General features: G+C 72.2%; 26 protein-coding genes. 15 read left to right on the top strand and 11 right to left on the bottom strand.

The window, feature by feature from the left end; all coding sequences use genetic code 11:
• Position 1 precedes the first annotated feature (1 nt).
• The gene (locus tag M6B22_RS19165; protein ID WP_269443169.1) at positions 2-397 is read right to left on the bottom strand and encodes a hypothetical protein; all 396 of its coding nucleotides are present in this window, start codon (positions 395-397) and stop codon (positions 2-4) included.
• Positions 398-431: 34 nt separating this feature from the next.
• Here M6B22_RS19165 and M6B22_RS19160 point away from each other — a divergent pair, with 34 nt between their 5' ends.
• Positions 432-1,352 (top strand): diacylglycerol/lipid kinase family protein, encoded by a 921-nt coding sequence (locus M6B22_RS19160; RefSeq protein WP_269443168.1) that lies wholly within the window; start codon positions 432-434, stop codon positions 1,350-1,352.
• 255 nt (positions 1,353-1,607) lie between these two features.
• On the top strand, positions 1,608-1,859 hold the full coding sequence (locus tag M6B22_RS19155; protein WP_269443167.1) for a WhiB family transcriptional regulator: 252 nt from the start codon (positions 1,608-1,610) through the stop codon (positions 1,857-1,859).
• Positions 1,860-1,929: 70 nt separating this feature from the next.
• Here the strand turns inward: M6B22_RS19155 and M6B22_RS19150 are convergent, their stop codons facing one another.
• Positions 1,930-3,453, bottom strand: a complete 1,524-nt coding sequence (locus tag M6B22_RS19150; RefSeq protein WP_269443166.1) for a sensor histidine kinase — start codon at positions 3,451-3,453, stop codon at positions 1,930-1,932.
• Between the two features lie 140 nt (positions 3,454-3,593).
• Here M6B22_RS19150 and M6B22_RS19145 point away from each other — a divergent pair, with 140 nt between their 5' ends.
• The gene (locus M6B22_RS19145) at positions 3,594-3,824 is read left to right on the top strand and encodes a DUF3311 domain-containing protein (RefSeq protein WP_269443165.1); all 231 of its coding nucleotides are present in this window, start codon (positions 3,594-3,596) and stop codon (positions 3,822-3,824) included.
• Entirely contained in the window at positions 3,821-5,497 is a 1,677-nt protein-coding gene (gene mctP / locus M6B22_RS19140; RefSeq protein ID WP_269443164.1) for a monocarboxylate uptake permease MctP, read from the top strand. Before M6B22_RS19145 ends, mctP begins: the two co-directional genes overlap by 4 nt.
• 8 nt (positions 5,498-5,505) lie before the next feature.
• Here mctP and rsrA read toward each other — a convergent pair whose 3' ends face one another.
• Together rsrA and M6B22_RS19130 are read right to left on the bottom strand one after the other, a co-directional pair.
• Complete coding sequence (gene rsrA / locus M6B22_RS19135) at positions 5,506-5,796, bottom strand: mycothiol system anti-sigma-R factor (RefSeq protein ID WP_269443163.1); 291 nt, start codon at positions 5,794-5,796, stop codon at positions 5,506-5,508.
• 1 nt (position 5,797) lies between these two features.
• Complete coding sequence (locus tag M6B22_RS19130; protein WP_407935554.1) at positions 5,798-6,604, bottom strand: sigma-70 family RNA polymerase sigma factor; 807 nt, start codon at positions 6,602-6,604, stop codon at positions 5,798-5,800.
• Between M6B22_RS19130 and ybaK the strand changes: the two genes are divergently transcribed.
• Positions 6,528-7,100: a Cys-tRNA(Pro) deacylase gene (ybaK, locus tag M6B22_RS19125; RefSeq protein WP_269443161.1), complete on the top strand. Its 573-nt coding sequence runs from the start codon at positions 6,528-6,530 to the stop codon at positions 7,098-7,100. The two genes, M6B22_RS19130 and ybaK, sit on opposite strands and share 77 nt — an antisense overlap.
• Here ybaK and M6B22_RS19120 read toward each other — a convergent pair.
• On the bottom strand, positions 7,063-7,758 hold the full coding sequence (locus tag M6B22_RS19120) for an alpha/beta hydrolase family protein (protein ID WP_269443160.1): 696 nt from the start codon (positions 7,756-7,758) through the stop codon (positions 7,063-7,065). The two genes, ybaK and M6B22_RS19120, sit on opposite strands and share 38 nt — an antisense overlap.
• Before the next feature lies 1 nt (position 7,759).
• Entirely contained in the window at positions 7,760-8,503 is a 744-nt protein-coding gene (locus tag M6B22_RS19115; protein ID WP_269443159.1) for an SOS response-associated peptidase, read from the bottom strand.
• 148 nt (positions 8,504-8,651) lie between these two features.
• On the opposite strand from M6B22_RS19115, the gene M6B22_RS19110 reads away from it, so the two are divergent.
• Genes M6B22_RS19110 through M6B22_RS19095 form a run of 4 tightly spaced genes read left to right on the top strand, consistent with a single transcriptional unit; the run spans position 8,652 to position 12,243 of the window.
• Positions 8,652-9,134, top strand: a complete 483-nt coding sequence (locus M6B22_RS19110; RefSeq protein ID WP_269443158.1) for an Hsp20/alpha crystallin family protein — start codon at positions 8,652-8,654, stop codon at positions 9,132-9,134.
• A complete protein-coding gene (aroA, locus tag M6B22_RS19105; RefSeq protein ID WP_269443157.1) occupies positions 9,131-10,393 on the top strand; it encodes a 3-phosphoshikimate 1-carboxyvinyltransferase in 1,263 nt (420 codons plus the stop codon). The genes M6B22_RS19110 and aroA overlap by 4 nt, the downstream gene beginning before the upstream one ends.
• Positions 10,394-10,398: 5 nt before the next feature.
• Entirely contained in the window at positions 10,399-11,388 is a 990-nt protein-coding gene (gene rsgA, locus M6B22_RS19100; RefSeq protein ID WP_269443156.1) for a ribosome small subunit-dependent GTPase A, read from the top strand.
• A 9-nt stretch (positions 11,389-11,397) separates the two neighbouring features.
• Positions 11,398-12,243, top strand: a complete 846-nt coding sequence (locus tag M6B22_RS19095) for an MOSC domain-containing protein (protein WP_269443155.1) — start codon at positions 11,398-11,400, stop codon at positions 12,241-12,243.
• 2 nt (positions 12,244-12,245) lie between these two features.
• On the opposite strand, the gene M6B22_RS19090 is transcribed toward M6B22_RS19095, so the two are convergent.
• Entirely contained in the window at positions 12,246-13,421 is a 1,176-nt protein-coding gene (locus M6B22_RS19090) for an aminotransferase class I/II-fold pyridoxal phosphate-dependent enzyme (RefSeq protein WP_407935740.1), read from the bottom strand.
• 104 nt (positions 13,422-13,525) lie between these two features.
• Here M6B22_RS19090 and hisN point away from each other — a divergent pair, with 104 nt between their 5' ends.
• Entirely contained in the window at positions 13,526-14,329 is an 804-nt protein-coding gene (gene hisN / locus M6B22_RS19085; protein WP_269443153.1) for a histidinol-phosphatase, read from the top strand.
• A 4-nt stretch (positions 14,330-14,333) separates the two neighbouring features.
• Here the strand turns inward: hisN and M6B22_RS19080 are convergent, their stop codons facing one another.
• Both M6B22_RS19080 and M6B22_RS19075 read right to left on the bottom strand, forming a co-directional pair.
• Positions 14,334-15,356 carry an S-adenosylmethionine:tRNA ribosyltransferase-isomerase gene (locus M6B22_RS19080; RefSeq protein WP_269443152.1) on the bottom strand — a complete coding sequence of 341 codons (1,023 nt, stop codon included), beginning with the start codon at positions 15,354-15,356 and terminating at the stop codon, positions 14,334-14,336.
• Positions 15,353-16,045, bottom strand: a complete 693-nt coding sequence (locus M6B22_RS19075; protein WP_269443151.1) for an SDR family NAD(P)-dependent oxidoreductase — start codon at positions 16,043-16,045, stop codon at positions 15,353-15,355. The genes M6B22_RS19080 and M6B22_RS19075 overlap by 4 nt, the downstream gene beginning before the upstream one ends.
• An 80-nt stretch (positions 16,046-16,125) precedes the next feature.
• Between M6B22_RS19075 and soxR the strand changes: the two genes are divergently transcribed.
• The gene (gene soxR, locus M6B22_RS19070) at positions 16,126-16,581 is read left to right on the top strand and encodes a redox-sensitive transcriptional activator SoxR (protein ID WP_407935739.1); all 456 of its coding nucleotides are present in this window, start codon (positions 16,126-16,128) and stop codon (positions 16,579-16,581) included.
• Between the two features lie 14 nt (positions 16,582-16,595).
• Here the strand turns inward: soxR and gcvT are convergent, their stop codons facing one another.
• Positions 16,596-17,699, bottom strand: a complete 1,104-nt coding sequence (gcvT, locus tag M6B22_RS19065; RefSeq protein WP_269443149.1) for a glycine cleavage system aminomethyltransferase GcvT — start codon at positions 17,697-17,699, stop codon at positions 16,596-16,598.
• Between the two features lie 71 nt (positions 17,700-17,770).
• On the opposite strand from gcvT, the gene M6B22_RS19060 reads away from it, so the two are divergent.
• From M6B22_RS19060 to sucB, 3 genes are read left to right on the top strand one after another with little or no spacing between them, the layout of a single operon-like run.
• Positions 17,771-19,228 (top strand): leucyl aminopeptidase, encoded by a 1,458-nt coding sequence (locus M6B22_RS19060; RefSeq protein WP_269443148.1) that lies wholly within the window; start codon positions 17,771-17,773, stop codon positions 19,226-19,228.
• 44 nt (positions 19,229-19,272) lie between these two features.
• A complete protein-coding gene (gene lpdA, locus M6B22_RS19055) occupies positions 19,273-20,721 on the top strand; it encodes a dihydrolipoyl dehydrogenase (RefSeq protein WP_407935552.1) in 1,449 nt (482 codons plus the stop codon).
• Between the two features lie 45 nt (positions 20,722-20,766).
• Entirely contained in the window at positions 20,767-22,290 is a 1,524-nt protein-coding gene (sucB, locus tag M6B22_RS19050; RefSeq protein ID WP_269443146.1) for a 2-oxoglutarate dehydrogenase, E2 component, dihydrolipoamide succinyltransferase, read from the top strand.
• A 6-nt stretch (positions 22,291-22,296) separates the two neighbouring features.
• On the opposite strand, the gene M6B22_RS19045 is transcribed toward sucB, so the two are convergent.
• Entirely contained in the window at positions 22,297-23,856 is a 1,560-nt protein-coding gene (locus M6B22_RS19045) for a serine/threonine-protein kinase (protein ID WP_269443145.1), read from the bottom strand.
• 73 nt (positions 23,857-23,929) lie between these two features.
• On the opposite strand from M6B22_RS19045, the gene M6B22_RS19040 reads away from it, so the two are divergent.
• A complete protein-coding gene (locus M6B22_RS19040) occupies positions 23,930-24,658 on the top strand; it encodes a Type 1 glutamine amidotransferase-like domain-containing protein (RefSeq protein ID WP_269443144.1) in 729 nt (242 codons plus the stop codon).
• Positions 24,659-24,663 lie beyond the last annotated feature (5 nt).

The raw sequence follows: 24,663 nt of genomic DNA, 5'->3' as shown, positions 1-24,663 counted from the left end.
ATCAGACGTCCCTGTCGAGCGCCTCACGTGCCGCGGGCGTGAACAGCAGGTAGATCACGGCCAGCGCGGCAAGCAGGATCGGGCCGCCGTAAGCGACCCGGTCGGCCTGGAACGCCAGGCTGTACGACACCGGAATGGCCAGCAACTGCAGGACGATCACCGGGGTCCGCGCCGCCGGTCGCAGGTGCCACAGCCCGCGCGCCGCCAGGGCGAGCAGCGCGGCGCCGAAGATCGCGAAGCCGGCGTCCAGCAGCGCCCTGGCCACGCTGTCCGGGTGGCCGAGCACCGTCTTGGTCAGCAGGACACCGGCCGCGACGAGCAGCGCGAGGGCTTCGGCGGCCACGATGCACACCGCCGCGCGCACCTGCCCGGGCGTCACCTCGGTGTCCTGATCCACGGCCGTCACCATACCTGCGGGTAACGTGCCCGCCGTGCGCATCCTCGTCGTAGCCAACCCCCGCGCGACCGCCACGACGGCCCGGGCGCGCGATGTGCTGGCACATTCGCTCGGCAGCGTGGCCGAGCTCGAGATCGTCGAGACGGCCAACCGCGGCCACGCCGCGGCGCTGGCCTGCCGGGCGATGCGCAACCACACCGACGCGGTCGTCGCACTCGGCGGCGACGGCACGGTCAACGAGGTGGTCAACGGCCTGCTCACCGACGGGGTCCACGACGCGATCCCCGCGCTCGGCGTCGTGCCGGCCGGTTCGACCAACGTGTTCGCGCGCGCGCTCGGAATGCCCAACGACCCGGTGGAGTCGACCGGCGTCCTGCTGGAGGCGCTACGCACCGGCAGGCGACGTCCGGTGAGCATGGGCCGGGTCGATGACCGCTGGTTCGTCTTCGCAGCCGGCATCGGCCTGGACGGCGCGATCGTCGAGGCGGTCGAAGCGCAGCGCCGCAAGGGGCGCAAGAGCACGCACCTGCTGTACGCGAAGGTCGGCGTTCGCGCCTTCTTCGGCACCGACCGCCGTCATCCCAAGCTGCACGTCGAACTGGCCGACGGCAGCGTGCTCGAGCCGGTGCACTTCGCGATCGTGGCGAACACCGACCCCTGGACGTTCGTCGGCAACCGGCCGCTGCGTCCCACTCCGGACGCCGACTTCGACTCCGGCCTGGCCCTCTACGCCCGGCGCCGGATGAGTACGGCGGGCGTGCTGTTCAGCATGGCCAGGCTGTCCGGCGACACGCCGCGCATCGGTCGCCGCGGCGCCTGGGTCGAGCACGACCTGCCGTCGCTGACCGTGACCGCGGACGATCCGATGCCGGTACAGGTGGACGGCGAGTTCATCGGCGCCCGCGACAAGCTGCAGTTCAGCTCCGAGCCCGGCGCGATCCACGTCGTCATTTGACCGGTTTCTGGTGATTCAGGGCTCGACGCTGGGAATGATTGCTTGTAACGTCGCGAAGGTCCCACTTGCCGTCCCCCGGCAGAGTAGGCCACGCTGGCGAAGTGAACCGGATCCGGCCAAGGGTCCGGGTGACGTCGGTTGCAGTGCCAGCGGAGAGTCTTGAATCGGGCGGGCGCTCGTGAAAGGATTCACAAGCGCGGTACGGGGACCCACCAGGCAACCTCGGCCGCCGCACAGTGAGGAGAGGTAGCAGAAATGGATTGGCGTCACCGCGCGATCTGCCGTGACGAGGACCCTGAGCTGTTCTTCCCGATCGGGAACACCGGGCCCGCGTTGCTCCAGATCGAGCAGGCCAAGTCAGTCTGCCGGCGCTGCCCTGTTATCCAGGAGTGCCTCGCATGGGCACTGGAGAGCGGACAGGACGCGGGCGTCTGGGGCGGTCTGTCCGAGGACGAACGGCGCGCACTGAAGCGCCGGAACGCCCGAGCCCGAGCTCGACTGGCCTGACTCGACCGGCCTGGCCGGGCCATACCGGTCGAATCCGATCTGCCGAGCGCGAGCCGCTCGGCAGAGTCGTTTAACCACCCACCCGCGGGCGCCGACCGAGCGGCATGGTCAGCGTCGCGACGGTCCCGGCGGACGCGCCGGCCTGCGCGCCGGGCTCGAAGGCCACCGTCCCGTTCAGCTCCGCCGACACCAGGGTGCGCACGATCTGCATCCCCAGCCGCTCGGCCGACTCGGCGTCGAAGTCCGCGGGTAGCCCCACCCCGTCGTCGATCACCCGGACCACCAGCTCGCCGCGACGGCGAACGGCGGTCAGGTCCACGCGCCCCGACCGGCCTTGCGGGAAGGCGTGCTCGAGAGCGTTCTGGACCAGCTCGGTCAGCACCAGGACGAGGGCGGTGGCGATCTCGGCCGGGATGTCACCGAAGCTCCCCTGCCGGGCGAGGGTGACGCGTCCGGACGACCCCATCACATCCGAGAGCATCACCAGCAGCCGGTCGACGATCTCGTCGAAGTCGACCTCCTCGTCGATCGACGAGGACAGCGTCTCGTGCACCAGCGCGATCGACGCGACCCGGCGCATCGACTCCTCGAGCGCGACCCGCGCCTCGGGCACGCTGACCCGCCTGGACTGCAGCCGGAGCAGGGCCGCGACCGTCTGCAGGTTGTTCTTGACCCGATGGTGGATCTCGCGGATCGTCGCATCCTTGCTCATGATCTGGCGGTCGCGGCGGCGCAGTTCGGTGACGTCCTGCATCAGCACCAGCGCGCCCAGCATCTCGCCACGCGGCCGCAGCGGGATGGCCCGGAACAAGATCGTCGCGCCGCCGCCTTCCACCTCGATGGCGGCCGGGTGGCCGCCATCGATCGCGGCGGCAACCGCGTCGGCGAGGTCGCTCGCGTCGAACGGGTCGTCGGCGACCGAGCTGGTCAGCGTGTCGATCGGCTCGCTGAGCACGGCGCCGGTGACGCCGAGACGGGTGAACGCGGACAGCGCGTTGGGGCTCGCGTAGATGATCGTGCCGTCCGGCTCCAGGCGCATGACGCCGTCGCCGACGCGTGGGCCCGAGCCCTCCTCGATCCCGGAGTCGGCGGCCGGAAAGGTGCCCTCGGCAACCATCGCCGCCAGGTCTGCGGCGGTCTGCAGGTAGACGAGCTCGAGCTGGCTCGGCGTGCGGACGCTGGCCAGGTTCGCGTCCTTGCCGAGCACCGCGATGACCTCGCCCGCGTGGCGGATCGGGATCGCCTCGCGGCGGATCGGCAGGTCACCGCTCCAGTCCGGTTCGACCTCGCGGAAGATGCGGCCCTCGGTGTACGCGGTGCGTAACGGCACCGACCGCTCGCCGTGCAGCCGGGCGCCGACCTGGTCGTGCTGGTACGCGGTCGGGCCCGTCGTGGGTCGGCACTGCGCGACACACAGGAAGCCGGGGACGCTGCCGGCCTCACCGTCGGCGATCGAGATCGGCACCCAGAGCAGCAGGTCGGCGAAGGCGAGATCGGACAGCAGTTGCCACTCCCCGACCAGCCGCTGCAGATGCGCCACCTGCTCGTCGGACAGCTTCGAGCGCGCCGCGAGCAGTTCGGAGAGCGCCGACACACGTCTACCCTGCCATGCCGCGCAGACGCGCGAACGGCAGGTGCTTGGCACGGATCCGGGTCGGGTCTAAGTTCACGCACTAGACATATCCCGCTTTACCCGCCGTAGTCGTCGGCAATGCTGCGAACTGGAGGCAAAGGGTGACGAACGAATCGGGGCGTCCTGAGGTCCCGCTGGCCAACAAGCTGATCGCCGGCGTTCTGCTCGCGGCCGGGATCGTCGTGCCGCTGCTCGTCTGGACGTACGCCAAGGAGAAGCCGCGCCTGTGGGGCTTCCCGTTCTTCTTCTGGTACCAGCTGCTCTGGGTGCTCATCGCCGGCGCGTGCACGTTCGGTGCCTACCTGCTGATCGAACGTGGCGGCCGCCGATGAGCGCCCTGCTCGCGGGCACCGGGACGGGTGTCAACGGCGTGCAGGTCGCCGTGGTGCTGTTCTTCTTCGTCGTGGTCACGGCCGGCGGCTTCGTGGCCGCGCGCTGGAAGCGTCCGGACTCGATGCACAGCCTGGACGAGTGGGGCCTGGGCGGGCGCCGCTTCGGCACGGTCATCACGTGGTTCCTGCTCGGCGGGGACCTCTACACGGCCTACACGTTCGTGGCCGTGCCCGCCGCGATGTACGCGCTCGGTTCGGTGAGCGGCTTCTTCGCGGTGCCGTACACGATCGTCGTCTATCCGATGATCTTCATCTTCATGCCGCGGCTGTGGTCCGTCTCGCACCGCAACGGGTTCGTCACCCCTGCCGACTTCGTCCGCGGCCGCTACGACAGCCGGCTGCTCTCGCTGGCCGTGGCGGTCACCGGCATCCTCGCCACGATGCCGTACATCGCCTTGCAGTTGGTCGGCATCCAGGCGGTGCTGGACACGATGGGGCTCGGCGGGTCGGGCAGCACGCTGGAGAAGGATCTGCCGCTGATCATCGCGTTCGCGGTGCTGGCCGCGTACACGTACTCCTCAGGACTGCGGGCGCCGGCGCTCATCGCGTTCGTCAAGGACACCCTGATCTACGTGGTGATCATCGTGGCGATCGTCTACGTCGCCTGGAAGATCGGCTTCGGCAACATGTTCGACACCGCGCAGAAGAAGTTCACGACCGCGGACCCGAAGACCGGCAAGCCGCCGGGCGTGTTCATCCCGAACGGCCAGACCTACTGGGCGTACACCACGCTCGCGTTCGGCTCGGCGATGGCCCTGTTCATGTACCCGCACTCGGTGACCGGCGTGCTGGCCGCGAAGAACCGCCGCGTGATCCGGCGCAACGCGGCGCTGCTCCCGCTCTACTCGCTGATGCTCGGCTTCCTTGCGCTGTTGGGCTTCGCCGCGATCTACAAGCACACTTCGATCATCGGTCAGGACGGCAAGCCGAACGCACAGCTGGCCGCGCCGCACTTCTTCGCGCAGGTGTTCCCGGACTGGTTCGCCGGGGTCGCGCTGTCCGCCATCGGCATCGGAGCGCTGGTTCCGGCGGCGATCATGTCCATCGCCGCGGCCAACCTGTTCACCCGCAACATCTACCGCGACTTCATCCGTCCGCACGCGACCCCGCGCGAGGAGGCGCGGGTGTCCAAGCTCGCCTCGCTCGTGGTGAAGTTCGGCGCGCTCGCGTTCGTGCTGTTCCTCGACAAGCAGAACGCGCTGAACTTCCAACTGCTCGGCGGCGTCTGGATCATGCAGACGTTCCTGGGCATCGTCGCGGGCCTCTACACCCGCTGGTTCCACCGCTGGGCGCTGCTGCTCGGCTGGGCCGCCGCGATGGTCTACGGCACGATCGCGGCCTACCGGCAGAGCACGCCGAAGGTCGAGCACTTCGCGTCGTCGCTGGCTCCGTTCCCGTTCACCGACACCAAGGTCTACATCGCGGTCTCGGCGATCGTGATCAACCTGGTGGTGTCGATCGTGCTGACCGCGCTGTTCCGCATGCTGCGCGTGCCGGCCGGGACCGACGCGACCGCGAAGCAGGACTACCACTCCGACGCTGCTTCGCCGGCGGTTGCCGAGGAGGCCGCCGTCACGCTCGCAGCCGCCGAAGGGCACCCCGAGCCGGCCTGAGCCGCGTTTCAGTCGGCGCGGAACTCCCGGCCACCGAACTCGATGGTCATCTCGGTGATGCGGACCCGGATCCGCTCGTGCAGGCTGGCCGGCGCGTGGTCACCGCCGCAGCACCTGGTCACCAGCGCGCGGACGTCCTGCTCCAGGCCGTACTGCTTCAGGCAGGGCGCGCAGCCCTCCAGGTGCTGACGGATCCGGTTGCGCAGCGTGTCGTCGGACTCGTCGTCCAAGTACAGGTAGAGGTCCTTGAGGACGTCGTCACAGTCGATGTTGCCGGGACCGAAGCCGAAGCCGGACATCTCATTCGCCTCCGACGCTCGCGCTGATGAGCCCTCGCTCGCGCGCATAGTCGGCGAGCAGGCTGTGCAGTTGCTTGCGGCCGCGGTGCAGCCGGGACATGACCGTGCCGATGGGCGTGCCCATGATCTCGGCGATCTCCTTGTACGCGAACCCCTCGACGTCGGCGAGGTAGACCGCGAGCCGGAAGTCCTCGGGCAGCGCCTGCAGCGCCTCCTTGACGTCCGAGTCGGGCAGCCCGTCCAAGGCCTCCATCTCGGCCGAGCGCAACCCGGTCGACATGTGCGACTCGGCCCGGGCGAGCTGCCAGTCCTCGACGTTCTCGCTGTTGGACTCCAGCGGCTGACGCTGCTTCTTGCGGTAGATGTTGATGAAGGTGTTGGTCAGGATCCGGTACAGCCACGCCTTGAGGTTGGTGCCCTCGGTGAACTGGTGGAACGCGGCGAATGCCTTGACGAACGTCTCTTGGACGAGGTCCTCGGCGTCGGCCGGGTTCCTCGTCATCCGCATCGCGGCCGCGTAGAGCTGGTCCACGAACGGCAAGGCGTCGCGTTCGAACCGGGCGCGCCGCTGCTCGACCGTCTCCTCAGCCACTGCACTCCCTCGCTCGCCGACCTCGTCCTCGGAGCGTAGCGCGCCTGGCCACAGCGGCACGATCGCGCGCTTGACCCCGGACGCCGCGGTGGCCTCACGGGGCGATCGGGCATCCGGACGTTCCTGCAGCTGACACATCATGCCTGGCGAGCTCCTCGTCGACGGCCGCCGATACGCGCGGCTCGTGGTTACAAACCCGCCGGACGCCGGACGCATTCCGGGTATCCTCGCGCCGGTGGCGTCCGGCACCCCGGCGACGGCCCTGCTGAGCAAGGCAAAGGTCGCCTTCACCCTGCACCCGTACCGGCACGACCCGCGCGCCGAGGCGTACGGCGAGGAGGCGGCCGCCGCGCTCGGGGTGCCCGCCGAACGCCTGTTCAAGACGTTGATCGCCAGCGTCGACGGAACGCTCGTGTGCGGCGTGGTGCCGGTGGCCGGACGGCTGGACGTGAAGGCGCTGGCCGCAGTCGCCGGTGGCAAACGCTGCGAGCTCGCCGATCCGGCGGCGGCCGCACGCGCAACCGGCTACGTGGTCGGCGGGATCTCCCCGCTCGGGCAGAAATCGCCGATCGCCGTCGTCATCGACTCCTCGGCAGCGCAGTACCCGACCGTGTTCGTGTCCGCAGGCAGGCGCGGGCTGCAGGTCGAACTGGCGCCCGCGGACCTGGTCCGGCTCACCGGGGGGCGGCTGGCTCCGATCGCGGCGCGCTGACCGGGCCCGGCTGACGGTCCGCCCGCCCGGCTACCCGGGTTTGCCGGCCGCGGTCAGGCAATGTCGCGCGGACGAAGTCGAGTACCGCGGCCGCCGTGGTGACGGTGTCGCGCTTGAGCGAGTGGTCGGCACCGGCGATGACCACGACGTCACGGCCGGCACCGGGCGGAGGCATTCCGAACGGGTCGCGGTCGCCCTGGACGACGCGGGTGGGGACACCGGTGGCCTCGAGCTCGCCCAGGCGCGAGTTCTCGGGCTTGCCAGGCGGGTGGAGCGGGAAGGCGAGTGCGACCACCGCGACCGCGCCGCTCGCTCTCGCGGTCCGGCAGGCCACCCGGGCGCCGTTCGAGCGGCCGCCCAGGACGAGCGGCAGGGCGGCCAGCCCGCGCCGGCGGCCCAGCGCGGTGATCGCCTCCAGCCATGCCGCGTCCTGCGGCCCGGGTTTCGGCGGGGTACGCCGCCCGGCGACCCGGTACGGCTGGGTGAGCAGCGCGACGGCGATGCCCTCGGCGGTGCACACGTCGCGGATCGCGAGCAGGTCGGCGGTCTGCACTCCCCCACCGGCGCCATGGGTCAGGACGAGCAGCGCGCTCGCGCCGCGTGGGCGCTCCAGGTCGGCCCAGGCGGTCCCGGCCGCCGTTGCGAGGTCGATGCGCATCTCAGAACAGCGTCTGCGCTTCGGGCACGGGCTCGGCACGCTCGATCAGGGCCGGCCCGTTGTTGTCGACCTTGTTCACGGCCCGGGACACCGGTCGCAGCTCCAGGTGCTCACCGGCCGCCTCGTCCCACGGCTGCAGCAGGTCGTGCGGGTCGGCAACCTCGGGGTCCAGCCACCGCGCCCATCCGCTGCGGGGCAGCACGAGCGGCATGCGGTCGTGCACCTCGGCGAGCGCGCCGGCCGACGGCGTGGTGATGATCGTGCAGGTGGTCAGCGTCGGGCCGGCGCCGCGCCAGAACTCGTAGAGCCCGGCGAAGGCGATCAGGTGCCCGTCCTCGGGCGTCATGAACAGCGGCTGCTTGATCGGCTCGTCCGGGCCGTCCACGGTCTGCCACTCGTACCAGCCGTCGGCCGGCACCAGGCAGCGCCGTTTCGCGTATGCGGTGCGGAACGCGGGCTTGTCGGCCACGCTCTCGACCCGGGCGTTGAACATCCGGCCACCGATCGTGCGGTCCTTCGCCCAGGACGGCACCAGCCCCCAGGACAGCACGCGCAACTGGCGGGTGGGTGCCTTCGCCGGGTTCCCGTCGGCGTCGCGCAGCGGCCGGTTGACGATCGCCCGCACCGGCTTGGTCGGCGCCACGTTCCAGTCCGGCTCGACGTCCTCGGCGTCGGTGGCGTCGACCGCGTCGAACTCGGCCACGATGTCGCCGTCCGAGCGCACCGAGACGTACCTGCCGCACATGCCGATCAGTCTGCCGCAGGTCAGGACGCGCGGAGCAGGACCCGGTTCGCCGACGGCGAACGACGCAGCGGAATTGAGCGAAGGCGACTCAAGTTCCATGGAGTGAACCGGTCGAGACGGCCGGTCACCGTGACCGCTGGAGGAACAGATGAGCACCTTGTCCCTGTGGACGCAACGCAACCCTTGGACCGAGCGCAACCCGTTCGCCGAGTTCGACGCCCTGGTCCGCACCTCGCTCGCCCCGCTCGAACGCCCGCGCGCGTTCGTGCCGGCCAGCGAACTGACCCGCGACGGCGACGACGCCGTCGTCAAGCTCGAGCTCCCCGGCCTGGACGTCACCAACGACGTCAGCGTCGAGCTGGACCGCGGCCGGCTGGTCGTGCACGGTGAGCGCCGCCAGGAGAAGACCGAAACGCAGTCGGGCACCACCTTGCGAGAGCTGCGATACGGCTCGTTCCGGCGCAGCTTCGCGCTGCCCGCCCACGTCACCGCCGACGCGATCAGCGCCAGCTACGACGCCGGCGTGCTGAGCGTCCGGATCCGCGGCGCCTACAGCGGCGCGACGGCCGAGCGCATCCAGATCGCGAACGGCGGGGCTACCGAGCCGGAGCTGGCAGAATCTGCTGAGTGACTGATTGGCCGGCGCCGCGAGCGGACCGAGCGGTGCATGCCACCGTCGAGGTTCCCGGTTCGAAGTCCCTGACCAACCGGTTGCTCGTGCTCGCGGCGCTGGCCGACGCCCCCAGCCGCATCACCGCACCGCTGCGCGCCCGCGACACCGACCTGATGGCCGGTGCGCTGCGGGCGCTCGGCGTCTCGGTCGAAGACTCCGGCGCCGACTGGGTCGTCGCGCCGCAGCGCCTTCACGGCGCGACGGTCGACACCGGCCTCGCCGGCACGGTGATGCGCTTCGTCCCGCCGGTCGCCGCGTTGGCGCACGGTGACACCGTCTTCGACGGGGACGAGTACGCGCGCAGCCGGCCGATGCACGCGCTGCTCGATGCGCTGCGGCTGGCCGGCGTCGTGGTCGACGACGGCGGCACCGGCCGCCTGCCGTTCACGGTGCGCGGCACCGGATCGGTGCCCGGCGGGGTCGTCGAACTGGACGCGTCCGCGTCGTCGCAGTTCGTCTCGGCACTGTTGCTTGCGGGCGCGCGGTTCGACAAGGGCGTCGAGCTGCGCCACGTCGGCAAGCCGGTGCCGTCGCAGCCGCACATCGAGATGACCGTCGCGGTGCTGCGCCGGGCCGGCGTCGAGGTCGATGACGCGGTGCACAACCGCTGGCTGGTCGCGCCCGGCACGATCTGCGCAGTCGACAGCGTGGTCGAACCCGACCTGTCGAACGCCGCACCGTTCCTCGCCGCGGCGCTGGTCACCGCCGGCGAGGTGCGCATTCCGCGCTGGCCGGCCGCGACGACCCAGGCGGGCGACGCGTTGCGCGGGCTGGTCGCGCTGATGGGTGCCGAGGTCTGGCTCACGTCCGAGGCCCTCACCGTCCGCGGCACCGGCCGGATCGGACCGCTGGTCGCCGACCTGCACGACGTCGGCGAGCTCACCCCGGTGCTCGCCGCGCTGTGCGCGCTGTCCGACGGCGAGTCGCGCCTGTCCGGCATCGCGCACCTGCGTGGACACGAGACCGACCGGCTCGCCGCGCTGGCCACCGAACTCACTCGGCTCGGCGGCGACGTCACCCAGACCGACGACGGGCTGACGATCCGGCCCGCCGCGCTGCACGGCGGCCGTTGGCAGTCCTACGCCGACCACCGGATGGCGACCGCCGGTGCGCTGCTCGGGCTGGCCGTCGACGGCGTCCTCGTCGACGACATCGCGTGCACCGGCAAGACGCTTCCCGACTTCGCCGGCCGGTGGCTGCGGATGCTGGACGCCTGAGCTTCATGGCCCGTAACCGCGACGTCAGCCGGTTCGACGAGGACGACGTGCGCGTGCGGGCCAACCCGCGCGGGACGCGCCCGCGTTCGAAGCAGCGTCCCGCGCACGAGAACGCCGCAGACGGCATGGTGGTGACCGTCGACCGCGGCCGGTACACCGTGCTCGTGGACGACATCGAGGTGACCGCGATGCGGGCCCGCGAACTCGGCCGCAAGGGGATCGCCGTGGGCGATCGGGTGAGCGTGGTGGGCGACCTGACCGGCGCCACCGACACCCTGGCCCGCATCGTGCGGCTCGCCGAACGCAGCACCGTGCTGCGGCGCACGGCCGACGACAACGACCCGTTCGAGCGCGTGATCGTCGCGAACGCCGACCAGCTGGTGATCGTCGCCGCGCTCGCCGACCCCGAGCCCAGCTACGGGCTGATCGACCGATGCATCGTCGCCGCGCTCACCGCCGGGATGGAACCGGTGCTCTGCCTGACCAAGGCCGACCTGGCGCCGCCCGACGACACGCTGGCTCGCTACGAGACGCTGTCCGTCCCGGCGATCGTCATCCGTCGCGGTGGCCCCCTCGACGAGCTGCATGCGCGGTTGCGTGATCAGATGTCCGTGCTCGTCGGCCATTCCGGCGTCGGCAAGTCGACGTTGATCAACGCGCTGATCCCGGAGGCCGCCCGGGCGACGGGCATCGTGAGCGCGATCGGCAAGGGCCGGCACACGTCATCGTCGGCCATCGCACTGCGCCTTCCGGACGGCGGCTGGGCGATCGACACCCCGGGCGTGCGCTCGTTCGGGCTCGCGCACGTCACGGCGGACGACCTGCTCTGGGCCTTTCCCGACCTGGAGGACGGTGCGAACTCCTGCCCGCCGGGGTGCGAGCACCTGAGCGCCGACGCCGGCTGCAGACTCGATGGCTGGGTCGCTGCCGGGCAGGCCACGGCCGAGCGATTGGCCGCGTTTCGCAGGCTGCTCGTCAGTCGCTCCGCCGATTAGCCTGTCCGGGTGACGCTGACGCTGACCGGCCTGCACCGGTACCCGGTGAAGTCCTTCCGCGGCGAAGCGCTGCAGTCGGCGCTGGTCGAACCGTGGGGGCTGCGCGGTGACCGTCGCTGGATGGTCGTCGATGAGGACGGCATGGTCGTCACCGCCCGCGACGTGCCGCGCATGCTGCTGGTCGTGCCCGAACTCGTCGACGGCGGGCTGCGGCTGAACCACCCGGACCTCGACCCGATCGAGGTCGCGGTTCCGGACGGCTCGACGCTGGCCGACGTGCAGGTGTGGTCGAGCAGTCTGCAGGCCGCCCCGGCGGGGGCCGCCGCCGACGCCTGGGTGAGCAAGGTTCTCGGCGCGCCCGCACGGCTGGTCTACCTGGACGACCCGACACGGCGCGCCGTCAACCCGCGCTTCGGCAGATCGGACGATCGGGTCTCGTTCGCCGACGGCTACCCGCTGCTGCTCGCGAGCGAGGACTCGCTGGCCGCGCTGAACGAACTGATCGCCGGCGGGCGCCACCCGCAGGAGGGGCCGCTGCCGATGCGGCGGTTCCGGCCCAGCCTGGTCGTGCGTGGCGCGCCCGCCTGGGACGAGGACCACTGGCGCCGCCTGCGGATCGGCGACGCGGTGTTCCGCGTCGTCAAGGGCTGTGACCGGTGCATCATGACGATCACCGATCCGGACACCGCCGAACGCGGCAAGGAGCCGCTCGCCACGCTCGCGAGGCACCGCAGGTGGGACGGCTCGTCCTGGTTCGCGATGAACCTGATCCCGGACACCCCCGGCGGGTCGATCAGCGTGGGCGACTCGGTCGAGGTGCTCGAGCGCGAGGAGTCCGACGGCCCGCCCCGCTGAAGTCAGACCTCGCGCTGGCGGGCGAGCCAGGCGCCGAACAGCTCAAGGGCGCGCGCGATGTCGGCGCCGTCGCCGGCGAAGCACATCCGGATGAAGCTGCCGCCGTCGACCGGATCGAAGTCGACACCGGGCGCGACCGCGACGCCGCACTCGTCCAGCACACGCCTGCCCCAGGCCAGCGAGTCGTCCGTCCACCGCGACACATCGGCGTAGATGTAGAACGCCCCGTCGGCGGGGGCCAGCCGGTCCAGGCCGATCGCCGGCAGCGCCTGCAGCATCAGTTCGCGGTTCGCGGCGTAGCGGGCCACGTTCGCGTCGAGCTCCTCGTAGCCGTCGAACGCGGCGACGGCGGCGAGTTGCGACAGCGCCGGCGGGCAGATCGCGAAGTTGCCGGCCAGCCGGTCGACGGCGTCGCGCAACTCCTCGGGCACGAGCAGCCAGCCGATCCGCCAGCCGGTCATGCAGAAGTACTTGCTGAACGAGTTGACGACGAGCGGGCTGCGGCTGCTGCGCCACGCCGTGTCGGCCCGTTCGCCGAAGGTGATGCCGTGATAGATCTCGTCGCTGACCAGCCTGGTGCCGTGCCGCTCGCACCATGCGGCGAGGGCGGCCAGTTCGTCCGGCGCGATCATCGTCCCGGTCGGGTTCGCCGGGCTGGCCACGACCAGTCCGGCGGGCGGCTCGGGCAGCGCCTCCAGCTGCGCGAGCGTCGGCTGGAACCGGGTCGGCGCGCCGCACGGCAGCTCCATCACGCGAACGCCCAGCGCGGCAAGCATGTTTCGGTAGGCCGGGTAGCCGGGGCGCGCCATGACCACGGTGTCGCCGGCTTCGAACGCGGCGAGGAACGCGTACAGGAAGCCGCCGGACGAGCCGGTCGTTACCGCGACCGCGGCCGGGTCGACCGCGACGCCGTACGTCCGCTCGTAGTGCGCCGCGATCGCCGCGCGCAGCGGCGGGATGCCGAGGGAGTTCGTGTAGCCGATCTTGTCGCGGTCGAGCGCCTCGTGAGCGGCTTTACGCACCGTGCTCGGAGCCTGGGTCGACGGCTGGCCGGCCGACAGGTCGATCACCGGCAGCCCCGCCGCCCGGCGCGCGACCACCGCGTCGATCACCCGCATCACGTGGAACGGCGCTATGTCGCTGCGCGCAGACGCGCCGGCCCGCCCGCGCCGCGGCATCGTCGTCAGCACGCCGTCGCGCAGGTACGCGCGCAGCACCTTCGCGGTCTCCCGTTCGTCCGGAGATGTCGGCGGCAGCACGGCTCGACGGTAACCTGCCAGCCGTGCCTGCCTCGACGGACCATGCCGCTGACCTCGCGATCGCGCTCGAACTGGCCGATCTCGCCGACGCGATCACCACCGCCCGCTTCGGGGCGTCCGACCTGGTGGTCGAGGCCAAGCCGGACCTGACGCCGGTCAGCGACGCCGATCGCGCCGTCGAGCAGGCCGTGCGGGCACACCTTGCCACCGCGCTGCCGGGCGACGCCGTGCTCGGCGAGGAGTTCGGTGGCGAGGAGGCGCGCACCGGACGGCAGTGGGTGCTCGACCCGATCGACGGCACCAAGAACTTCGTGCGCAACGTACCGGTCTGGGCGACCCTGATCGCCCTGCTCGATGACGGCGTGCCGGTCGTCGGCGTCGCGTCGGCGCCCGCACTCGGACGCCGCTGGTGGGCGCACCGCGGGGGCGGCGCCTGGCTGCGTGCCCTCGGCGGCGATCCGCGGCGCCTCGCCGTCTCCGCGGTCGGCGACCTCGCCGACGCCAGCCTGTCCTACTCCTCGCTCGCCGGCTGGGCCGCCCGAGGCCGGCGCGAGCAGTTCCTCGCACTGACCGACCGGGTGTGGCGCACCCGCGCCTACGGCGACTTCTGGTCGTACCTGCTCGTCGCCGAGGGGGCCGTCGACCTGGCCGCCGAACCCGAACTGTCGCTGTGGGACATGGGGGCGCTCTACCCGATCGTCACCGAGGCGGGCGGGCGGTTCACCGGTCTGGACGGCGTCGACGGCGTGCACCAGGGCAACGCGGCCGCGTCCAACGGCCTGCTGCACGGGCAGTTCCTGGCCGCGCTCGGCGGCGCGCCCGGCTGACCGCTCACGGCAGCAGCAGGCAGCTGTCGCCGAACTCGTGCCACAGGTAACGCTCGCGCAGCGCCGCCTCGTACGCGGCGGCGACCAGCGGCGTGCCGGCCACCGCCTGCAACAGCTGCAGGTGCGAGGCGCCCGGCGCGTGCCAGCCGGTGATCAGGCCACCCACGACCCGGGCCGGGCGGTTCGGGCCCAGGACGAGCTCGGTCCAGCCCGCGGCCGGGCGTACCCGGCCGCTGCGGTCGGCTGCCGACTCCAGCGCGCGGGTCACCGTCGTGCCGACCGCGACGACCCGGCCGCCAGCGGCGCGCGTCGAGTTCACCAGGCGTGCCGTGGCGGCCGGGACGGTGAAGCGTTCGGGCATCGGCGGCTCGCCGGCCTCCTGCGAGGAGACGCCGGTGTGCAGCGTGATCGGCGCCAGCGCGATCCCCGCGGCGACCAGCCCGGCAACCAGTTCCGCGGTGAACGGTCGGCCGGCACTCGGCATCTCGGCGCTGCCGGGATCGCGCGCGAACACGGTCTGGTAGTTCGCGAGCGGCACGTCCCCATCCAGGTAGCCGTAGCGGATCGGCCGGCCGTGCCTGGCGAGGTAGTGCTCGACACCGCCCTCGACCCCGACCTCGGCGAGCCACAGCCGGGTCACGCCCGGCGCCGGGGCCGCCGGCTCGAGCACGGTCAGCGTGACGCCGTCCGGTAGTCGCACCCGCTCACCTGCCGCGATGTCGGGTAGCGGTCCGGTCGCGTCCGCCGCCGGCCGCAGTTCGACAATCCACCGTCCGTCGTCCAACGCCGTCGCGAAGTGCACCGTGAGCGCCCGGCCGTCCGCTCGGCGGCCGTCGAGCGCCGCCGCCAGGGTTGCCGACGTGTTCACGACGAGCAGGTCGCCCGGGTGCAGGAACGCCTCCAGTTCGGCGAAGACGGCGTGCTCGATGCCGGACGGGCGGGCGACCAGCAGGCGGCTCCGGTCGCGATCTGCCCGCGGATGCGCCGCCGCCAGCTCCGGCGGCAGCTCGAACTGAAGCGCCGTCACCGCGCCACCTCGGCGGCGAGCAGGTCCACCGCGCGGTACCGACCGCTCGCCGGCCGCTCGTCGAACAGCCGCAGGACGGCCGGGACGACGGTGCTCGCCGCCGGCCGGTCGCTGATGTCCTCGCCAGGAAAGGCGCGCTGGTGCATCGCGGTGCGCATGTCACCCGGGTCGAACGCGAAGACCCGCAGTTCGGGTTCTTCGGCGGCCAGGATCGCCGACACGTGGTCCAGAGCGGCCTTGCTGGGGCCGTAGCCGCCCCAGCCCGGGTACGGCTCGACCGCGGCGTCCGAGCTGATGTTCACGACGGTCCCGCCCGCGGCCCGCAGTGCAGGCAGCAGCAGTTGGGTGAGCGCCAGCGGTGCGACGACGTTGGTCTCGTACACCGTGCGCAGCGCGTCGAGCGGGTACCGCGCCAGCTCGGGCAGCGGGCTGGGCCCGAGTTCGCTGGCGTTGTTCACGAGCAGGTCGAGCGGGCCGAACACCTCGGCCGCGGCCGCCAGCGCCTCGCGATGCCCCGGATCGGTCACGTCGCCGACGATCGCGACCACGGTGGGCAGCGTCCGGGCGGCCTCGCGCAGCCGGGTCTCGTCCCTGGCGTCGACCACCAGGTTCCAGCCGCGCTCGGCGAATGCTGTTGTGAGGGCCAGGCCCAGGCCCTGGGACGCGCCGGTGATCAGTGCAGTGGACATCGGTTCTCCTAGACGGTTCCGGTTCGAACCGCCATCGTTATAGTTGAAGTCAACTTCAAGTCAAGGAGAATCTGATGGCGATTTCTACGACGGATCTGCTGACCGTCAGTGAGGTCGCCGCGCGCAGCGGGTTCGCCGCGTCTGCCCTGCGCTTCTACGAACGCGAAGGCTTGATCTCGGCGAGCCGCACCAGCGGCGGACAACGGCGCTATGCGCGTAGCGTGCTTCGCCGGCTCGCGTTCATCCGCGCAGCACGCAACGTCGGCCTCAGCCTGGACGAGGTGGCCGGCGCGCTCGCCGCCCTGCCCGCCGGGCGCACGCCGACGAGGGCCGACTGGACCAGGCTGTCCCGTTCGTGGCGCCGCCGGCTGGACGACCAGATCACGGCGCTGGAGAAGCTACGCGACGGACTGGACTCGTGCATCGGCTGCGGCTGCCTGTCGCTCAAACGGTGCGCCATCTCCAACCCCGCCGACATCGCCGCGACCGCGGGGGCGGGAGCCGCGTACCTGCCGCGCGCACTGCGGCCGACCTGACGCGATCGGTCGGCTCAGCGCACGTGCGAGGGCACGAACGGCGGCTTGACGACGCGCACCGCCGCGCTACGCCCGCGCACGTCGACCGACAGTTCATCGCCCTCAGCGACGGTGGGGGCGAGCAGCGCCAGCCCGATGCCCTTCTTCAGCGTCGGCGAGAACGTCCCCGAGGTCACCTCACCGATCGCCGAACCCGACGCGTCGAGAACAGTCATGTGTGAGCGTGGGATTCCGCGGTCGAGCGCCTCGATCCCCCACAGCACGCGCGCCGGCCCCGCCGCCTTCTCCGCGAGCAGGGCGTCGCGCCCCCAGAACGCGTCCTTCTTCCAGCCCACCGCCCAGCCTGCCCGCGCCTGCAGCGGCGAGATGGACAGCGACAGGTCCTGACCGTGCAGCGGGTACCCCATCTCGGTGCGCAGCGTGTCGCGGGCGCCGAGCCCGGCCGGCATGCCGCCGAGCGAACGCACCACCTGCACGAGCGCGTCCCACAGCCGCACGCTTGCGTCCCAGGACGGGATCAGCTCGTACCCGTGCTCGCCGGTGTAGCCGGTACGGCAGATGCGCACCGGCGTGCCGTCGAACGTCGCGTCGGCGTACGCCATGTAGTCCTGATCGCTCGGCAGTCCGAGTGCGGCGAGCACCTCGGACGAGCGCGGTCCCTGCACGGCCAGCACGCCGAAGTCGCGGTGCTGGCCGGGCACCTCGATCCCGGCCGGCGCCGCCGCGGCCAGCCGGCGCACCACCTCGGCGGTGTTCGCCGCGTTCGGCACCAGGAACACCTCGTCGTCGCTGACCAGGTACGCGATGAGGTCGTCGACGACGCCGCCGGACTCGTCACAGCAGAGCGTGTACTGCGCCTTGCCCGGTTCGATCCGCCCCAGGTCGTTGGACAGGCAGGCGTTCACGAACCGCGCCGCACCGGAACCGCGCACCGTGGCCTTGCCCAGGTGCGAGACGTCGAAGACGCCGACCGCGTCGCGCACCGCGGCGTGCTCCTTCAGCACTCCCCCACCGCTGGCCGGGTACTCGATCGGCATCTCCCAGCCACCGAAATCGGCGAGCTTGGCGCCCAGCTCGACGTGCCGCTCGTACAGCGGTGACCGCAGCAACTCGCTCATGCACGTCACCCTATTGCGCCGGCACGGACCGGACCGACCCGGTGCGCGGCACCCGCCCTAGGATCGCGGTCATGGTGTCCGTATCGCTGCACGATCCGAGCACGCTGCCCGACGCGGACGCGGTCGTGGTCGGTGTCGTACCGGGGAACAACGGGCCGCGACTCGCGCGCGGCGCGAAACCGGTCGAGGCGGTGCTGGGGCGAACCCTGCTTGCCGCGCTGCGCACGCTGGGCGCGACCGGCCAGCCCGAGGAGGTGCTGAAGGTGCCGACGCTCGGGCTGGCGCCGTTCCCGCTCGTGGTGGCCACCGGGCTGGGCGCCGACGCCCGCTCGGCCGAGAGCCTGCGGCGCGCGGTCGGCGCCGCGGTGCGCGGGCTCGGCCACCACGCGCACGTGCACCTCGCACTGGACGGACCGCCGGGAGCGCTGTCCGAAGGCGCCCAGCTCGGGGCGTACGCCTTCGACCGCTACAAGTCCTCAGCCGAACGGCCGGCGCTGCGCAGGATCACCCTCGGCGCGACCGATGACCCGTCGGCGAAGGCGGAACTCAAGCGCGCGCGTGCGGTGGTCGAGGCGATCACCCGGGTCCGCGACCTGGTGAACACCCCGCCGAACGACCTGTACCCGGAGACGTTCGCGCAGCACGCGGCGGACTTCGCGCGCGCCGCCAAGCTCCAGGTCGAGGTGCTCGACGAGCGCGCGCTCAAGCGGGAGCGGTTCGGCGCCGTCCTCGCAGTGGGCGGCGGTTCCGCGCGCCCGCCACGGCTGGTGCGGATCGGATACCGGCCGGCACGTGCCAAGGCGCGGGTCGCACTGGTCGGCAAGGGCATCACCTTCGACTCCGGCGGGTTGAACCTCAAGACCGCCAACATGAACTGGATGAAGTCCGACATGGGCGGCGCCGCCGCGGTGGTCGCGAGTGTCTGCGCGATCGCCGCGCTGCGGTTGCCGGTCGAGGTGACGGCCACGGTGCCGATGGCCGAGAACATGCCGTCGGGTTCGGCCTACCGGCCGTCGGACGTGATCACGATGCGCAACGGCCGTACCGTCGAGGTGGCCGACACGGACGCGGAGGGCCGCCTCGTGCTGGCCGACGCGATCGCCCGGGCGCTCGAGGACGAACCGGACTACCTGATCGAGGCCTCGACCCTGACCGGCGCGCAACTGGTCTCGCTCGGCACGCGGGTGATCGGCGCGATGGGCGCCGAGCGCTGGCGCGACCAGGTCGCGGCGGCGGGCAACGCCGTCGGCGAGGCGGTGTGGCCGATGCCGCTGCCGGAGGAGTTGCGCGCGGGCCTGGACTCGCAGGTCGCCGATCTGCAGAACCTGCCGGGCGATCGGTGGGGCGGCATGCTGGTGGCCGGGCACTTCCTCGCCGACTTCATGCCCGACCGGCTGCCCTGGGTGCACCTGGACATCGCCGGGCCGGCCTGGAACCTGGGCGCCCCGCACGGCTACACCCCCAAGGGTGGGACGGGCGCGGCCGTGCGCACCATCATCGCCGCGGTGGAGCGCCTCGCGGCGGCCTGATCCGGGCTTGCCCGCCGTGATCCGCTTCGCCCGCTAGTGCCAAGATGGAGGCGGCGTCCTCCCCCGCGCGGGGCACCTCAGACGAAGCAGGAGCAGCAGTGGCCGACAACCAGTTCGACCTCGTCATCCTCGGCGGCGGCAGCGGCGGTTACGCCGCGGCCCTGCGCGCTGCCGAACTCGGCAAGTCCGTCGTGCTCATCGAGAAGGACAAGGTCGGCGGCACCTGCCTGCACCGCGGGTGCATCCCCACCAAGGCGCTGCTGCACGCCGGCGAGATCGCCGACCAGGCACGGGAGAGCGAGACGTTCGGCGTCAACGCGACCTTCAACGGCATCGACATGAGCGGCGTCCACAAGTACAAGGACGGCGTCGTCTCGAAGAACCACAAGGGCCTGACCGGCCTGATCAAGAGTCGTGGCATCCAGATCGTCGAGGGTGAGGGCAGGCTGACCGGGGCGAAGACGGTCACCGTCGGGTCGGACACCTACACCGGCACCAACGTGGTGCTCGCCACCGGTTCCTACTCGCGCACGCTGCCCGGCCTGGACATCGACGGGCAGCGGGTGATCACCAGCGAGCACGCCCTCGTGCTCGACCGCGTGCCGCAGACCGCGATCGTGCTCGGCGGCGGCGTGATCGGTGTCGAGTTCGCCAGCGCCTGGACGTCCTTCGGCACCCAGGTCACGATCGTCGAGGCGCTGCCACACCTGCTGCCACTGGAGGACGAGGCGTCGTCCAAGCTGCTCGAGCGCGCCTTCCGACGCCGCAAGATCAACTTCAAACTGGGCGCCCGGTTCGAGAAGGTGGAGCACACCGACAGTGGGGTGCGCGTCACGCTCGAGGGCGGCGAGAGCCTCGAGGCCGAGGTGCTGCTCGTCGCCGTCGGGCGCGGGCCGGTCTCGCAGAACCTCGGCTACGAGGAGCAGGGCATCGCCATCGAGCGCGGCTTCGTCGTCACCGACGAGCTGTGCCGCACGTCGGTCGAGGGCGTGTACGCGGTCGGCGACCTGATCACCCAGGGCAACGGACCGCACCTTCAGCTCGCGCACGTCGGCTTCGCCGAGGGCATTCTCGTGGCCGAGCACCTCGCCGGCCAGCCGGTCGTGCCGATCGACTACGCCGGCGTCCCCCGGATCACCTACTCCGCCCCCGAGGTCGCGTCCGTCGGCCTGAGCGAGGCGCAGGCAGCCGAGAAGTACGGGGCCGACAACATCAAGACCGTGACCTACGACCTGTCCGGCAACGGCCGCAGCGCGATCCTGAACGCCAAGGGCGCGGTCAAGCTGGTCGCGCAGGACTCCGGGCCGGTGCTGGGCGTGCACATCGTGGGCGAGCGCGTCGGTGAGCTCATCGCCGAGGCGCAGCTGATCTACAACTGGGAGGCGCTGCCCAGCGAGGTCGCGCAGCTGATCCACCCGCACCCCACCCAGTCCGAGGCGATCGGCGAGGCACACCTGCTGCTCGCCGGCAAGCCGCTGCACGTGCACGACTGACGCGACGTTCTTCTTCTCGCCCCGACCTAAGGAGCCCCAAGGACCATGCCGGTATCCGTGACCATGCCGCGCCTCGGTGAGAGCGTCACCGAGGGCACCGTGACCCGTTGGCTCAAGCAGGAGGGCGAGCACGTCGACGCCGACGAGCCGCTGCTCGAGGTCTCGACCGACAAGGTCGACACCGAAGTGCCGTCGCCGGCCTCCGGGACGGTGCTCTCGATCAAGGTCCAGGAGGACGAGACCGTCGACATCGGCGTCGAACTCGCGGTGATCGGCGACGCGCAGGAGGCCGCGCAGCCGGCCGCGCAGGAGGCGGGGGCCACGCACGCCGAACCCGAGCAGCCGGCCGAGCAGGCCGCACCCGAACCGCAGCCCGAACCCGAACCACAGGCACAGGAGCAGCCACCGGCGGCACCGCCGGCCGAGCCCGTGCAGGCCGAGCAGCCACAGCCGCCGGCCGCTGCGGCGGCTCCCGCTCCCGCCCCTGCGCCGGCTCCTGCCCCGGCTCCTGCCCCGGCTCCTGTCCCGGCACCAGCTCCGGCCGCCGCCCCGCAGCCGGCGGCCCAGCCCGCCGCATCGTCCGACGACGACGAGGACGACGTCGCTGGCACCTACGTGACCCCGCTGGTCCGCAAGCTGGCCAGCGAGCACGGCGTGGAGCTGTCGAGCATCTCCGGCACCGGGATCGGCGGACGGATCCGCAAGTCCGACGTGCTCGCGGCTGCCCAGGCGGCCCAGGCTGCCCAGGCCGCGCAAGCCGAGGCAGCTCAGGCACCGGCACCCGCCGCGGCCAGGGCAACGGGCGCCGCAGCACCGGCGGCTGCCGCGGCGAACCTGCGCGGCCGCACCGAGCCGATGTCCCGCATGCGCCAGGTGATCGCCGCGCGCATGGTCGAGTCGCTGCAGACGTCCGCCCAGCTCACGACCGTCGTCGAGGTCGACGTCACCAAGATCGCCCGGTTGCGCGCGGCGGCCAAGGCAGACTTCGAGTCGCGCGAGGGCGTGAAGCTGAGTTTCCTGCCGTTCTTCGCGGTCGCGGCGATCGAGGCGCTCAAGGCGCACCCGGTGGTGAACGCCTCCGTCGACATGGCGGCCAAGACGATCACGTACCACGAGGCCGCGCACCTGGGCATCGCCGTCGACTCCGAGCGTGGCCTGGCGGTGCCGGTGATCCACGACGCGGGGGACCTCAACCTCGCCGGCATCGCGCGCAAGATCGCCGATCTCGCCGAGCGCACGCGCGCCAACAGGGTGAGCCCGGACGAGCTCGGTGGCGGGACCTTCACCATCACGAACACCGGGAGCCGTGGCGCACTGTTCGACACCCCGATCATCAACCAGCCCCAGGTGGCGATCCTGGGCACCGGTGCGGTGGTCAAGCGCGCGACTGTCGTGAGCGACCCCGAGTTCGGCGAGACCATCGCGGTGCGTTCGATGGTGTACCTGGCGCTGTCCTACGATCACCGGATCGTCGACGGTGCGGACGCCGCGCGGTTCCTGGCGACGATGAAGGAGCGACTGGAGACCGGCGCGTTCGAGCACTCGCTCGGCCTGTCCGGCGGCGTCTGAGCACCGTCACCGGGTGATACCGGCCAGCAGGTAGCGGCCGTCGACCGCCTGTAGCACCACCCGCAGCGCGGTCGGGCCGCTGCCGGGCGCCCGCGCCCTCGCCGAGCCTGCGCACTTGAGCACTGATGGGCTCAACGTCGTCTTGAGGCTGAGTACCACCCGTCCGGTTCCGCGCGCGGTGATCCGTACCCCGGTGTAATCGGTGCGTACGCCGTACAGCCCGCAACCGCGCGGCACCAGCCGGGTAAGCGTCGCGACGTCCTGGTCACGCAGCGGCCCCGGCCGGTAGACCTGGGCCAGCAGGCCGGGTTGACGCCGCGCGAACGCCTGCGCACGCACCACGTCCAGGGTGGCCAGCACCTGCGCGGCGCCAGCCACGTCGAGTGGGACGGGCGCCATCGTGTGCGGAGCCGGCGCGGTGCGGTGCCGTGGTCCGCCCGGCGGCGGGCCGGCGGGCAGCGGGGCGGACCGCGCTGCCATCGGGCTCTTGGCCGGCGCGTGGCCGGGCAGCCAGAGTGCGAGCGCCAGGGCCACGACCGCGCCTGCCGCGGCAACGGCCGCGACCCCGGCCAGCGCCGCCCTGGGTAGGTGGCCGCGGCGCTCTCGCCGGCCAGCGTCCGCACGCGGCGCGGCGGGCTGGCGCGCGCGGGCAACCAGCCGGGTGAACGCCGGGTCGGCGGCCGCTTGGTCCGCACGGGCGTCGGCACGGGCGTCGGCACTCGGGCACGCATGCCTGGGTCCGCGCCCGGCGTTCAGGTCGACGGCGACCGGCTCGGCGGCGTGCCGCAGGTCGAGGGCGAACTCCGCCGCGGTCGGCCGGCGCACCGGATCGGGCTCGAGCGCGGCGGCCAGCACCGCGACCATCGGCGCCGGCGCGGGCGCTGCGGACAGGCGCGCGTGCACGGCGGCCAGGTCACCGCGAGCAGCCTCCTGCAGCGCCCTGTCGGCCGCGCCCGACCGCCAGGGCGGCTCGCCGGTCAGCGCGTGCAGCGCGACCGCGGCCAGCATGAACACGTCCGACGCGGGTTGCGGCTGGCCGCCTGCCGCCACGACCGGATCGAGGTACGCCGGAGTGCTGCGCGCGGGGCGCGCGTCGCCGGCCAGCCGCGCGACGCCCAGATCGGCGAGCAGCGGCAGCCCGACCGCGGTGAACACGATGTTCGCCGCGCTGACGTCGCCGTGCACGACATCGGCGTTGTGCGCGTAGGCGAGCGCGGCCCCGACCGGCGCCACCGCGGTGACCACCTCGCCCGGCGCGAGCCGGCCGCGTCGCTCCAGCAGGTCGGCGAGCGACCCGGCGGCGGCCAGTTCGAGCACGAGAGCGAGCCGACCGGCGAACGGCACCGCCTCGTGCAGCCGGACCAGGTGGGGATGGTCGAGGCCGGCCAGCATCGCCGCCTCGGTCCGCGCCGCCGCGAGTTGCTCGGGCCCGACCGCCGGCAGCAGCTTGATCGCGACCGCGCTGCCTCCGGCGGCGGGGTGGGCGCGCCACACCTGCCCGGACCCGCCCGAGCCGATCGGCACGTCCAGGACGTAGCCCGGCACCTGCACCGACCCGCCCGTCATAGCCACCCAGGCTAGGACGATCCGGACCGGACTCCCGGGTTGTCCACAGGGCGCGGCTCAGTACGGTGATCGCATGCCTGCCGACGCTCCGACCATCCTCGCCAACTCCGGCGGCGTGGTGCCGGGTCACCGCGTCCGGTGGGAGTTCGGACCGCTCAGCGAGTACGCGATCGAGCTGTCCGGCGTGCACGGGCGAGCACCGCGGGTCTGCCTGCTGGCCACCGCCGTCGGCGACGACCCGTTCATCGTCGCGTCGTTCTACGCCGCGGCGCAGGCACGGGGTGTCGCGGCGAGCCACCTCGCGCTGTTCCCGATGCCGAACGTCGGGGACGTGCCGGAGCACCTGCTCGAGCAGGACGTGATCTTCGTCTGGGGCGGAAGCGTCGCCGGGCTACTGGCGATGTGGCAGTTGCACGATCTCGGCCCGGCGCTGCGGACCGCGTGGCAGGCCGGCGTCGTGCTCACCGGTTCGTCGGCCGGCTCACTGTGCTGGCACGTCGGCGGAACCACCGACTCGTTCGGCCCGGACCTGCGCGCGGTCACCAACGGGCTGGGGCTGGTCCCGTTCGGCAACGGCGTCCACTACGACAGCGAGCAGCAGCGCCGCCCGCTGTTCCACTCACTCGTCGCGGACGGGACGCTGCCGGCCGGCTACGCGACCGACGACGGTGTCGGCCTGCTGTATCGCGGCACCGAGTTCGTCGAGGCGGTCGGCGAACAGGACGGCAAGGGTGCCTACCTGGTCGAGCGTGGAGCCGGCGGCACCGCCGTCGAGACGAGGATCGACCCGCGCCGGCTCTGAGCCGC

Source organism: Jatrophihabitans cynanchi (assembly GCF_027247405.1).
Lineage (GTDB): Bacteria > Actinomycetota > Actinomycetes > Mycobacteriales > Jatrophihabitantaceae > Jatrophihabitans_B > Jatrophihabitans_B cynanchi.
This window is presented reverse-complemented; position numbering and strand designations above follow the sequence as displayed.